The organism is Pseudomonas sp. BIC9C, from assembly GCF_034541995.1.
GTDB classification, from domain to species: Bacteria; Pseudomonadota; Gammaproteobacteria; order Pseudomonadales; family Pseudomonadaceae; genus Aquipseudomonas; species Aquipseudomonas fluorescens_CC.
Map to the genome: position 1 here is coordinate 353,059 of NZ_JAWDGM010000006.1, position 12,754 is coordinate 365,812.

The window sequence follows — 12,754 nt, forward strand, 5'->3', positions numbered from 1 at the left end:
CTACCTTTCTTAAAGCGACGAGTATTTCTTGCGCAGACGCTGACGGATCAGTTCTGCGAGGGTGTTCATGACGAAGGTGAACAACAGCAGCACCAGCGCCGAGAGGAACAGCACGCGGTAGTGGCTGCCGCCGACTTCCGATTCCGGCATTTCCACTGCGACGTTGGCGGCCAGGGTGCGCAGGCCTTCGAACAGGTTCATTTCCATGACCGGGGTGTTACCGGTGGCCATCAGCACGATCATGGTTTCACCGACCGCACGGCCCATGCCGATCATCAGCGCCGAGAAGATGCCCGGACTGGCGGTGAGGATCACCACGCGGGTCATGGTCTGCCACGGTGTGGCACCGAGGGCCAGGGAACCGAGGGTCAGGCCACGGGGCACGCTGAACACGGCGTCTTCGGCGATGGAATAGATGTTCGGGATAACCGCGAAGCCCATGGCCAGACCGACCACCAGGGCGTTGCGCTGGTCGTAGGTGATGCCCAGGTCGTGGGAGATCCACATGCGCATGTCGCCACCGAAGAACCAGTTCTCCATGAACGGGCTCATGTACAGCGAGAACCAGCCCACAAACAGGATCACCGGAATCAGCAGCGCACTTTCCCAGCCGTCCGGGACTTTCAGGCGGATCGACTCGGGCAGGCGGCTGAAGGTGAAACCTGCAACCAGGATGCCGATCGGCAGCAGCATCAGCAGGCTGAAGATGCCCGGCAAATGCCCTTCCACATAAGGCGCGAGGAACAGACCGGCGAAGAAGCCGAGGATCACCGTCGGCATCGCTTCCATCAATTCGATCACCGGCTTGACCTTGCGGCGCATGCCAGGGGCCATGAAATACGCGGTGTAGATCGCAGCGGCAACGGCCAGTGGAGCGGCCAGCAGCATGGCGTAGAACGCGGCTTTCAGGGTACCGAAGGTCAGCGGCGACAGGCTCAGCTTGGGTTCGAAGTCGGTGTTGGCGGCGGTCGATTGCCAGACGTATTTAGGCTCGTCGTAGTTCTCGTACCAGACCTTGCTCCACAGCGCGCTCCACGACACTTCCGGGTGCGGGTTGTCGAGCAGCAGCGGCTGCAACTTGCCGCCAGCTTCCACGATCACGCGGTTGGCCCGTGGCGACAGTCCGAAAATGCCCTGACCTTCTGCAACCGGCTCCACCAGCAAGGTGCGGTGGGCAGTGCTGTGGAACACGCCAAGCTTGCCGGAAGCGTCGAGGGCAACGAAGCCTTTGCGTCGTTCTTCGGCGGTGATTTCAACGATAGGCGTGGTGCCCATCTGGAAGGTGCGGATCTGCTTCAGGCGCTGTTCGCCATCCGGATCGCGGGCCATGAACCACTGGGCCAGGCCACCCTTGGAGTCACCGACGATCAGTGAGATACCGCCCACAAGCTGGGTGCTGGCGGTGACTTGCGCTTCACCGTCTTCAAGCAGTTTGTAGCGACCATTGAGGCTCTTGTCGCGCAGGCTGAACACGTCGGCCTGGGCACGCCCGTTGATCACGTACAGCCACTGCTGGCGCGGGTCGACGAAGATGTTCTTCACCGGCTCGTTCATCTGCGGCAGGTCGATGCGCTTCTGCTCGTTGGTGACTTCGCCGGTCATCATGTTCTCTTCGCTGGTCAGCGACAGAACATTGAGTTGCGAACCGGTGGCGCCAACCAGCATCAGGGTCGAATCGTTGGCGTTGAGGCTGACGTGCTCCAGCGCACCGCCCGCTTCGTTCACTGCGATTGGTGTTTCGCCGTATGGGTATTCGACCGCTGGCGAGATGGTTTTCTTGCCTTCCGGGTAGCTGACTTTATAGGTGTGACGGAACACCAGTGCCTGACCGTTGGACAGACCCACGACAACCAGCGGGTGACCTGGCTGGTCTTCGCCGATGGAGGTCACGGTGGTACCGGCCGGAATCGGCAGATCGACGCGCTTGAGTTCAGCGCCACTGTCGATGTCGAAGAACAATGCCTGGCCCTTGTCGGAAACCCGCATGGCAACCTGGTTCTGCTCTTCAAGGGAGATCATCAAAGGCTTGCCGGCGTCTTGCATCCAGGCTGGCGTGATGGCGTCGTTGGCGGTCAGGCTGGCACCCTGGAACAGGGGCGCAACGACGTAGGCAAGGAAGAAGAAGATCAAGGTGATCGCACCCAGTACAGCGAGGCCGCCAACGAGGACGTACCAGCGGGTCAGGCGATCTTTGAGCGCGCGCATGCGGCGCTTGCGTTGTAGCTCAGGCGTATTGAAGTCAATTCGCTTGGGGGGATTAGTAGTCATGTTGGAATTGGCCAGATCATTCATTCGCACACCCTAGCGATCCTGTATGACAGAAAGATGACAGCACAGTGACGCGACAAATCCGCCGCTAGCGGTAGCCAGCAGTGGATATAGGATTTGAAGTGTATGGGGGCGGCTCCTGCCGCCCCCATGTGAGTCCGAGGGGTTCACCCTGGACTCAATTTGTTACTTTTTTGCGACTTCAGCGCCGCCTTCCGCCAGACCCAGGTCAGCCAGAGCTTTGGCAGCTACTTTGGCCGGCAGTGGGATGTAACCGTCTTTCACTACAACTTCCTGGCCCTGTTTCGACAGAACCAGCTTCACGAACTCGGCTTCCAGCGGAGCCAGAGGCTTGTTCGGGGCCTTGTTCACGTATACGTACAGGAAGCGGGACAGCGGGTACTTGCCGTTCAGGGCGTTTTCTTCGCTGTCTTCGATGAACTCGGTGGTGCCTTTCTTGGCCAGGGCTACAGTTTTCACGCTAGCGGTTTTGTAACCGATACCCGAGTAACCGATGCCGTTCAGCGAGGAGCTGATCGACTGAACGACCGAAGCCGAACCTGGTTGCTCGTTCACGTTAGGCTTGTAGTCGCCTTTGCACAGGGCTTCTTCCTTGAAGTAGCCGTAGGTGCCGGATACCGAGTTACGACCGAACAGTTGAACCGGCTTGTTGGCCAGGTCGCCGGTCACGCCCAGATCGCCCCAGGTCTTGACTTCGGTTTTAGCGCCGCACAGACGAGTGGACGAGAAGACAGCGTCGACTTGTTCCATGGTCAGGTGCTGGATCGGGTTATCTTTGTGAACGAAGATCGCCAGGGCGTCCACGGCAACCGGGATGGCGGTTGGCTTGTAGCCGTACTTCTGCTCGAAGGCAGCCAGTTCGGTGTCCTTCATCTTGCGGCTCATCGGGCCCAGGTTGGCGGTGCCTTCAGTCAGCGCAGGTGGCGCAGTGGCGGAGCCAGCGGCCTGAATCTGGATGTTTACGTTCGGGTATTCTTTTTTGTAGTTCTCGGCCCAGAGGGTCATGAGGTTGGCCAGGGTATCGGAACCAACGCTGGACAGGTTGCCCGACACACCAGTGGTCTTGGTGTAGCTCGGGATAGCAGGGTCAACAGCGGCAACCGCGTTGGCAGTCGCAACGCCAGCAGCGACAAAAGTCATTGCCGCCATCAAACGCTTCAGTTTCATGCCTTACTCCTAGCAGATAGGGTGTGTTAAGTCGGGGCCAAGTATCAGCAGGCCGTGTGAACACTCTATGGCTGAAATATGACAATTGGATGAAAGGCCATTATTCGCTTGCTACAGGAAGTTTCACGTCGCCTTCATCGCGAGCAAGCCCGCTCCCACACTCAAGCTCGATTGCGGTCGAATGTGGGAGCGGGCTTGCTCGCGAAAGCGTCAGTACGATCGACTCAGGACTCGATCAACGGCCCTTCTTCCAGAGATATGCACCTACCACAATCCCGACCCCACACAGGATCGCGACGTAATAAGCTGGCCCCATCGCACTTTCCTTGAGCAACAGGCTGACGATCATTGGCGTCAGGCCGCCGAAGATCGCGTAGGCCACGTTGTAGGAGAACGACAAACCACTGAAGCGCACCACCGGCGGGAACGCCTTGACCATCACATAGGGCACCGCGCCGATGGTGCCGACCAGCAGACCGGTCAGGGCGTACATCGGGAACAGCCAGTCAGGATGGTCGGCCAGGCTGTGATAGAAGGTCCACGAGCTGGCCAGCAGCGCCGCACTACCGAACACGAAGACCCGCCCTGCACCGAAGCGATCGGCCAGTGCGCCGGCAATGATGCAACTAAGACTCAGGAACACGATCGCCACGCTGTTCGCCTGCAGGGACGTGGTTGGCGAGAAGTGATAGACCGTCTGCAACACGGTCGGGGTCATCAGGATCAGCACAACGATGGCGGCAGACAGCAGCCAGGTCAGCAGCATCGAAATGGCGATGGCACCACGATGGTCACGCAGCACTGCCCGCAGCGGCACCTCTTCGGCCAGGGCCTTGCGTTGTTGCAGTTCGGCGAACACCGGGGTTTCGTGCAACCAGCGACGCAGGTAAACCGCGAACAGACCGAACACGCCGCCAAGCAGGAACGGGATCCGCCAGGCGTAATCCGACACTTCCACCGGGGTATAGAGGCTGTTGATCGCCGTGGCAACCAGCGAGCCGAGCAAAATGCCCGCCGTCAGACCGCTGGTCAGGGTGCCACAGGCGTAGCCGATATGCCGTTGCGGAACGTGTTCGGAAACGAAGACCCACGCCCCCGGCACTTCACCGCCAATGGCGGCGCCCTGGATCACCCGCATCAACAGCAACAGGATGGGTGCCCACAGGCCGATCTGCGCATAGGTCGGCAACAAGCCCATGATCAGCGTCGGCACGGCCATCATGAAAATGCTCAGAGTGAACATTTTCTTGCGACCAAGCAGGTCGCCGAAGTGCGCCATCACGATGCCGCCCAGCGGTCGTGCCAGGTAGCCGGCGGCGAAGATGCCGAAGGTCTGCATCAGGCGTAGCCACTCAGGCATGTCCGCCGGGAAGAACAGCTTGCCCACCACCGTGGCAAAGAACACGAAGATGATGAAGTCGTAGAACTCCAGTGCACCGCCCAGGGCAGACAGCGAAAGAGTCTTGTAGTCGCTACGGGTCAGCGGACGTGCGGGTTGGTCTGGCTGCGCGATGCTCGAGGGCGCTGTGGTCATGGCAAGGGCTTCTCTTATAGTCGGATCTGCAACCTCAACAACGCTGGCGGAGGTTTGGGCAGGTCCGGCACGATAGCAAATTGTTCGAAAAAGCACATAGAGGTGCGTTTTTGACGGTCAAAATGAGAACCGGACGGTCGTCGCGGAGTCTACCGACCGATATACTCGCAGCCTTGCTCCGGTTTTTGAGGGGTTGCTGTGCGAAAACGCCTGTCAGGTTCATAGGCGATTTCGCAGAGTTTCCCTTTAGGCGCCTTATGGAAAACGTGACGAACGTAGTATGTTCGGTGGTGAATCGTTTTTCCCGAAGACGGCTACCACCAGCAATACCAACGAAGAGTCACGGGTCAGAGGCACCCCCGGCATGATAGAGCTCGAACAAGAAGATCCGATCCCGCAAGGCGACCTGGCCCTGCAAATCACCGCGCTCCCTCGCGAAACCAACGGCTTTGGCGATATTTTCGGCGGCTGGCTGGTGGCGCAGATGGATTTGGCAGGCACCGCGATGGCCAGCAAGGTCGCCGGCGGGCGCGTTGCCACCGTTGCGATCGACCGCATGGCGTTTCTGGTTCCAGTGGCGGTGGGCGCTCAGCTTTCCTTCTATACCCAGGCCCTGGAAATCGGCCGCAGCTCGATCAAGATGATGGTCGAGGTCTGGAGCGACGATCCACTGTCCAGCGAGTGGCGTAAAGTAACGGAAGCGGTGTTTGTGTTCGTTGCCATCGACGGCAGCGGCCGCACCCGTTCGGTTCCGCCCAGGGCTCGATAAAGAGCTTCTAAACCTGGTAGCCATTTTGCGGTCGATAGTCGTCCACGTTACTGATCGAGAGCTGTCCCATGAACACGCCCAATGTTGAAGCCGTAAAGCTGGATGAACTGAACTGCTGGCGCATCCGCCACGGTCAGGCCGAATTACTGGTGGCCCAGCAAGGCGCGCACATCCTCAGCTATCAATTGGCTGGCCAACCGCCGCTGATCTGGCTCAACGACGAGGCCGTGTTCAAGACCGGCAAGAGCATCCGTGCCGGCGTGCCGGTGTGCTGGCCGTGGTTCGGCGTCTTTGAACGCAATCCGCAAAGCGTTCAGGCGATGCGCGTCAGCAAGGAAGCACCGACGGCTCACGGCTTCGTGCGAGCAATGGATTGGGAACTGGGCGGCATCGAAGCCGAAGGCGATAGCCTGAAGGTCGAATTCCTCCTGCCCTACCCCGAAGGCGGCTTTCCCGGCTGGCCGCACCAGGTGGATTTGACGCTGAGCATTCGCCTCGACGAGCAATTGCACATCCATCTGACCAGCCACAACCGGGGTGCCGATGCTGTCAGCATCAGCCAGGCGCTGCACAGTTATTTTGCCGTCAGCGATGTGCGCGAAGTGCATGTCGAAGGCGTGGACGGCCTCAACTACATCGAAACCCTGGACAACTGGAAAACCGTCACCCAGACCGGTGACCTGCGTTTTACCGGCGAGACCGACCGCATCTACCTCGACGCTCCACCACAGTTGAGCATCGTCGATCCGGCCTGGGAGCGACGCATCGTACTGACCAGCAGCGGATCGCGCACGGCGGTGATCTGGAACCCATGGATCGACCGCGCCGCTGCGTTCAGCGACATGGCCGACGACGGCTGGCAGCGCATGCTGTGCATCGAGACGGCGAACGTGATGGGCGATGTGGTGAACCTGGCACCGGGTGCCAGCCATACGCTGGGCGTGAGCGTCGGTAGCAAACCGCTCTAAGCAACACTACAAAACAAATGTGGGAGCGAGCCTGCTCGCGATGAGGTCATTACATCCAATATCATCGTTGGCTGTCAGACCGCATCGCGAGCAGGCTCGCTCCCACAGGTTTTTGTGCCAAGCCATCTGGCGGCGAGTTACAAATCCGACTCTTTCACCACTCGCACCGTCTGCGCATCCAGCGCATACGCTGCATCGGCCAGGTCATTGCTGACCTTTTCGATTTTCAGCGTGCCGGTCACCCACAGCGGCGTGTAGATGTCGTTCAGCTTCAGACCCTTCGGATAGCGCACCAGCACCAGTTGGTTGGGCGGCGGTGGTGGCACGTGGATGCAGGCGCCCGGGTACGGCACCAGGAAGAACAACGTACTGTGGCCCTTGGCGTCGGACTCCAGTGGCACTGGATAACCGCCGATGCGGATGTTCTTGTCGTTCATCGACGCAACGGTCTTGGTCGAGTACATCACTGCCGGCAAGCCTTTGGCCTGTTTCATTCCACCCTTGTCGGTGAAAGTGCCATTGGCTTCAGGGGAGTTGTGGTCGATTTCAGGCATGGCCTCGAGAGCCTTCTGGTCCGACTTGGGCATCAATTCGAGCCAGTCGGTTTCCGGCAGTTCGCCGGCATGGGCAAGGCCCGAACCCAGTAAAACAAGAGTCAAAAAAAGACGGCGCATGAAGGTGCTCGGTAAAGGGAAGAACAGGAAACGCCGAGCATTCTAGCCCTCCCGGCCGGTTTGGCAGAGAGGGCTTTGTCGCCTGGATCAGTTCTTTTTGACCAGTCCGTAGATCACCAGCAACACAATGGCGCCCACCAATGCACCGATGAAGCCTGCACCTTGGCCAGCCTGATAGATGCCCAGGGCCTGACCGCCGTAAGTGGCCGCCAGCGAACCGCCGATACCGAGCAGGATCGTCATGATCCAGCCCATGCTGTCATCGCCCGGTTTCAGGAACCGTGCCAGCAGGCCGACGATCAAGCCGATAAAGATGGTTCCGATAATTCCCATGGCATTCCCCTCTCAATGAAGTAGCTATTCAAAAGCCTAGTCAGACTTTCGTAACCTGCCATGAGAGAACGGCGCAACCTGAAGGTTCCGCCGCTGCCAGATAAAAACTATTCGGCGATCAGTGCTTCAACCTTGAGAATCTGGGCCGTCAGCGTCTCGCGGTCCGCGCAACGAAGGTTGGCATGACCGACCTTGCGGCCGACCTTGAACGCCTTGCCGTAGTGATGCAGATGGCAATCGGCGATGGCCAGGACTTTTTCGGTCTCCGGTACTTTGCCGATGAAGTTGACCATCGCGCTTTCACCGACTTTGGCGGTCGAACCCAACGGCAGGCCGGCAACGGCCCGCAGGTGGTTCTCGAACTGGCTGCACTCGGCACCTTCGGTGGTCCAGTGCCCTGAGTTGTGCACGCGCGGGGCAATTTCGTTAGCCTTGAGGCCACCGTCGACTTCGAAGAACTCGAACGCCATCACGCCGACATAATCCAGCTGCTTGAGCACACGGCTGGAGTAATCTTCGGCCAAGGCTTGCAGCGGGTGATCGGTGCTGGCCACGGACAGCTTGAGGATGCCGCTGTCGTGGGTGTTGTGTACCAGCGGGTAGAAGCGGGTTTCACCGTCGCGGGCACGTACGGCGATCAACGAGACTTCACCGGTGAACGGCACGAAGCCTTCCAGCAGGCAGGCCACGCTGCCCAGTTCGGCGAAGGTGCCGACCACGTCTTCTGGCTTGCGCAGGACTTTCTGACCCTTGCCGTCGTAACCCAGGGTACGGGTTTTCAGCACCGCCGGCAGACCGATGGAAGCCACAGCGGCGTCCAGGTCGGCCTGGGACTGAATGTCGGCGAACGCCGGGGTAGGAATCCCCAGATCCTTGAACATGCTCTTCTCGAACCAGCGATCGCGGGCGATGCGCAGGGCTTCGGCGCTCGGGTAGACCGGGACGAATTGCGAGAGGAACGCGACGGTTTCCGCCGGGACGCTTTCGAACTCGAAAGTCACCAGATCGACTTCATCGGCCAGCTGGCGCAGGTGATCCTGATCGCCGTAATCGGCTCGCAGGTGTTCGCCCAACGCGGCTGCGCAAGCATCCGGCGCCGGGTCCAGAAAAGCGAAGTTCATGCCCAGCGGAGTGCCCGCCAGCGCCAACATGCGACCGAGCTGGCCGCCACCGATTACACCGATCTTCATCGTCAACAACCTCAGGCGATGCGTGGGTCTGGATTTTCCAGGACGCTGTCTGTCTGCTCAGCACGGAAAGTTTTCAGCACCGCGTGGAACTGCGGGTGCTTGGCGCCAAGGATACTCGCCGACAGCAGCGCTGCGTTGATTGCGCCGGCCTTGCCGATGGCCAGGGTGGCGACCGGAATGCCCGCGGGCATCTGCACGATGGAGAGCAGCGAATCGACGCCCGAGAGCATCGCCGACTGCACCGGCACGCCCAGCACCGGCAGGTGGGTCTTGGCCGCACACATGCCAGGCAAGTGGGCCGCGCCACCGGCACCGGCAATGATCACCTCGATGCCACGCGCCTCGGCTTCTTCAGCGTACTGGAACAGCAGGTCCGGGGTGCGGTGGGCAGAGACCACTTTCACCTCGTAAGGGATGCCGAGCTTTTCCAGCATATCGGCGGTGTGGCTAAGGGTGGACCAATCGGACTTGGAGCCCATGATCACGCCAACCAGTGCACTCATCGTCGTGCCTCTTCTCTCTGGGCGCCCGCAGGCGCGTCAAAAAACAACAAGCCACGCAGGATGCGTGGCTTGATTGTACGAATTATGGCCGGTCGTAACCGGCCGAAGGCCGCGCAGTATACCTCAATGAGGCAGATAAACAGCCCCTGTTGCGACCATCTGTCATACGGCGCAAAGTCCCGGTTTTATTGACCTGAGGGTCAGCCAGCGAACCACACAAATCCTCCTGTAGGAGCAAGCTCGCTCGCGATGGTCGTTAACGGTGACGCTGGAAGCCTGACAGCCCGAGGCGCTCTCAGGTTCATCGCGAGCGAGCTCGCTCCTACAGGGGTTTTCATCGTGTTCAAGAACCGGTTGTACCTTGCGCCGCTCCGCCCTCCAACTTGCGCCACAACAACCGCACATTCGCCTTGCGCACCAGCGCACAGCGGTACAAACGAATCTCCAGCGGTACATGCCATTGCGGACCGCCGCAGACCACCAGTTCACCGCGCGCCAGTTCGGCGCGCACACTGAGCTGCGGTACCCAGGCAATGCCCAGGCCTTCCAGCGCCATGCTCTTGAGGCTGTCGGCCATGGCGGTTTCGTAGATGGTGGTGAAGCGCAGCGCCCGTTGGCGCAGCAGCATGTTCACCGAACGTCCGAGAAATGCCCCGGCGCTATAGGCCAACAACGGCACACTGGCTTCGCCTTCCAGATCGAACAACGGTTTGCCATCGGCATCGGCAGCACACACCGGCAGCATTTCAGTGTGCCCCAGGTGCAGTGACGGGAAGATTTCCGGGTCCATCTGCATCGCCGCATCCGGATCGTAGAACGCCAGCATCAGATCGCAGCCGCCTTCGCGCAACGCATGCACCGCGTCGCCCACGTTGGTCGCGACCAGGCGCGTAGCGATGTTCAAGCCTTCGTTGCGCAGTTGAGCGATCCATCGCGGGAAAAACCCGAGCGCCAGTGAGTGTGCGGCGGCGACTTGCATCACTTCGCCCTGACCACCTTCAAGGTGATGAAGATGGCGCAGCACTTCGCCCAGTTGCTCGACCACGGTGCGCGCGGTGACGAGGAACAATTGTCCCGCCGCTGTCAGTTCCACCGGTGTGCGCGAACGGTTGACCAGGGTCAGCCCCAGCGCGGCTTCAAGGCTGCGAATCCGCCGACTGAAAGCAGGCTGCGTCACGAAACGCCGCTCGGCTGCCTGGGAGAAACTGCGGGTGGCGGCCAGGGCACTAAAGTCCTCCAGCCATTTGCTTTCCAGATTCATCACGTCCTCCCGGACACGCACCAATTTAGGTCACACGCTTGCCGTCAACGCGGCGTCACACGGGCATTATGCCGAATGTGCATAGGCTAGTGTTTAACAGCATTGGCCCAAAATTTCGCACACGCCTAGCATTCACAGCGTTCCGGCACAGACCGGGTCCATATTGAGATGATTTCTATCATGTCCTCCGCTGCATCATTCCGCACAGAAAATGACCTGCTTGGCGCTCTCGAAGTACCGGCTCAAGCGTATTACGGTATCCAGACCCTGCGAGCGGTGAATAACTTCCGCCTTTCGGGCGTTCCGATTTCGCACTACCCGAAACTGGTTGTCGGTCTGGCCATGGTCAAACAGGCCGCCGCTGACGCCAACCGCGAACTGGGTCACCTGAGCGAAGCCAAGCACGCGGCCATCAGCGAAGCCTGTGCACGTTTGATCCGCGGCGACTTCCACGAAGAGTTCGTGGTGGACATGATTCAAGGCGGCGCTGGCACTTCGACCAACATGAATGCCAACGAAGTGATCGCCAACATCGCGCTGGAGGCCATGGGTCACCAGAAAGGCGAGTACCAGTACCTGCACCCGAACGACGACGTGAACATGGCGCAGTCGACCAACGACGCCTACCCGACGGCGATCCGTCTGGGCCTGCTGCTCGGTCATGACGCACTGCTCGCCAGCCTCGACAGCCTGATTCAGGCATTCGCGGCCAAGGGTGAAGAATTCAACCACGTCCTGAAGATGGGTCGTACCCAGCTGCAAGACGCCGTTCCGATGACCCTGGGTCAGGAATTCCGTGCGTTCGCCACCACCCTGGGTGAAGACCTGGCACGCCTGAAGACTCTGGCACCGGAAGTTCTGACTGAAGTGAACCTGGGCGGCACCGCGATTGGCACCGGCATCAACGCCGACCCGCGTTACCAGCACCTGGCCGTTCAGCGCCTGGCAGTGATCAGCGGTCAACCGCTGGTGCCGGCCGCCGACCTGATCGAAGCCACGTCCGACATGGGCGCCTTCGTGCTGTTCTCCGGCATGCTCAAGCGTACCGCGGTCAAGCTGTCGAAGATCTGCAACGACCTGCGCCTGCTGTCCAGCGGCCCACGCACCGGCATCAACGAAATCAACCTGCCGGCACGTCAGCCAGGCAGCTCGATCATGCCAGGCAAGGTCAACCCGGTTATTCCGGAAGCCGTTAACCAGGTCGCGTTCCAGATCATCGGTAACGACCTGGCCCTGACCATCGCGGCCGAAGGCGGCCAACTGCAACTGAACGTGATGGAGCCGCTGATCGCCTTCAAGATCTTCGACTCGATCCGCCTGCTGCAACGCGCCATGGACATGCTGCGTGAGCACTGCATCGTCGGCATCACTGCCAACGAAGCCCGCTGCCGTGAACTGGTCGAGCACTCGATCGGTCTGGTCACCGCACTGAACCCGTACATCGGCTACAAGAATGCCACCCGCATCGCCGGCCTCGCTCTTGAAAGCGGCCGCGGCGTGCTGGAACTGGTGCGTGAAGAAGGTCTGCTCGACGAAGCCATGCTCGCCGACATCCTGCGCCCGGAAAACATGATTGCTCCGCGTCTGGTGCCTCTGAAGGCATAACCCGACGCGTTACCTGTAGCACCGCTCACCAGGTCGAGGGACTAGACACCTCTCACCTTTTGAGGGCTTGGAGATCAATCTCCAGGCCCTTTTTTTTAACTGTTTGCCAGTGAAAACCGTATGTCTGGGGACTGACCAGTGTGGGAGCGGGCTTGCTCGCGAAGGCGGCGGCACATTCAACAATGACATGCCTGATACACCGCTTTCGCGAGCAAGCCCGCTCCCACCAAGAGCAGTTCCCACATAACCTGACAGCAAAAATGTCAGGTGTTTCAAAGGCTTCGCTTCACCGAATGCACCACAACCGTGCAGACGGACGGCACTGTCATCGGTATAGTGCCGCCCCTCTTCGCGTGAGCGGTCGTCGGTAGCGAGACCACAACCCATGCGAAACCCGAACTAATAACAAACCCGCAAGATGAAACCGGGACGAACTTCGAACCGCCCATTGTGCCGTGCGC

Annotated in this window: 11 protein-coding genes; 3 read left to right on the forward strand and 8 right to left on the reverse strand. The window is 60.0% G+C overall.

Going from position 1 to position 12,754, the window contains the following annotated elements; all coding sequences use genetic code 11:
- Positions 1 to 9 precede the first annotated feature (9 nt).
- The 3 genes from RS887_RS25260 to RS887_RS25270 form a co-directional block, all read right to left on the reverse strand.
- Positions 10 to 2,043, reverse strand: a complete 2,034-nt coding sequence (locus RS887_RS25260) for an ABC transporter permease subunit (RefSeq protein WP_322617615.1) — start codon at positions 2,041 to 2,043, stop codon at positions 10 to 12.
- Positions 2,044 to 2,454: 411 nt separating this feature from the next.
- A complete protein-coding gene (locus tag RS887_RS25265; RefSeq protein WP_322617516.1) occupies positions 2,455 to 3,456 on the reverse strand; it encodes a phosphate ABC transporter substrate-binding protein PstS family protein in 1,002 nt (333 codons plus the stop codon).
- A gap of 235 nt (positions 3,457 to 3,691) precedes the next feature.
- Positions 3,692 to 4,990, reverse strand: coding sequence for an MFS transporter (locus tag RS887_RS25270; RefSeq protein ID WP_322617517.1), 1,299 nt, complete (start codon positions 4,988 to 4,990; stop codon positions 3,692 to 3,694).
- Between the two features lie 364 nt (positions 4,991 to 5,354).
- Here RS887_RS25270 and RS887_RS25275 point away from each other — a divergent pair, with 364 nt between their 5' ends.
- Together RS887_RS25275 and RS887_RS25280 are read left to right on the forward strand one after the other, a co-directional pair.
- Positions 5,355 to 5,759: an acyl-CoA thioesterase gene (locus tag RS887_RS25275; RefSeq protein ID WP_007942704.1), complete on the forward strand. Its 405-nt coding sequence runs from the start codon at positions 5,355 to 5,357 to the stop codon at positions 5,757 to 5,759.
- A gap of 68 nt (positions 5,760 to 5,827) precedes the next feature.
- The gene (locus tag RS887_RS25280) at positions 5,828 to 6,727 is read left to right on the forward strand and encodes a D-hexose-6-phosphate mutarotase (protein ID WP_322617518.1); all 900 of its coding nucleotides are present in this window, start codon (positions 5,828 to 5,830) and stop codon (positions 6,725 to 6,727) included.
- A gap of 137 nt (positions 6,728 to 6,864) precedes the next feature.
- Here the strand turns inward: RS887_RS25280 and RS887_RS25285 are convergent, their stop codons facing one another.
- The 5 genes from RS887_RS25285 to RS887_RS25305 form a co-directional block, all read right to left on the reverse strand.
- A complete protein-coding gene (locus tag RS887_RS25285) occupies positions 6,865 to 7,401 on the reverse strand; it encodes a DUF3299 domain-containing protein (protein ID WP_322617519.1) in 537 nt (178 codons plus the stop codon).
- Positions 7,402 to 7,488: 87 nt separating this feature from the next.
- Positions 7,489 to 7,734, reverse strand: a complete 246-nt coding sequence (locus tag RS887_RS25290) for a GlsB/YeaQ/YmgE family stress response membrane protein (protein WP_007995826.1) — start codon at positions 7,732 to 7,734, stop codon at positions 7,489 to 7,491.
- Between the two features lie 107 nt (positions 7,735 to 7,841).
- Positions 7,842 to 8,924 (reverse strand): 5-(carboxyamino)imidazole ribonucleotide synthase, encoded by a 1,083-nt coding sequence (locus tag RS887_RS25295; protein ID WP_322617520.1) that lies wholly within the window; start codon positions 8,922 to 8,924, stop codon positions 7,842 to 7,844.
- An 11-nt stretch (positions 8,925 to 8,935) separates the two neighbouring features.
- Positions 8,936 to 9,427: a 5-(carboxyamino)imidazole ribonucleotide mutase gene (gene purE, locus RS887_RS25300; RefSeq protein WP_007971731.1), complete on the reverse strand. Its 492-nt coding sequence runs from the start codon at positions 9,425 to 9,427 to the stop codon at positions 8,936 to 8,938.
- Positions 9,428 to 9,770: 343 nt separating this feature from the next.
- Complete coding sequence (locus tag RS887_RS25305) at positions 9,771 to 10,688, reverse strand: LysR substrate-binding domain-containing protein (protein ID WP_111283069.1); 918 nt, start codon at positions 10,686 to 10,688, stop codon at positions 9,771 to 9,773.
- Positions 10,689 to 10,868: 180 nt separating this feature from the next.
- Between RS887_RS25305 and RS887_RS25310 the strand changes: the two genes are divergently transcribed.
- Positions 10,869 to 12,293 (forward strand): aspartate ammonia-lyase, encoded by a 1,425-nt coding sequence (locus tag RS887_RS25310; RefSeq protein ID WP_046038891.1) that lies wholly within the window; start codon positions 10,869 to 10,871, stop codon positions 12,291 to 12,293.
- Positions 12,294 to 12,754 lie beyond the last annotated feature (461 nt).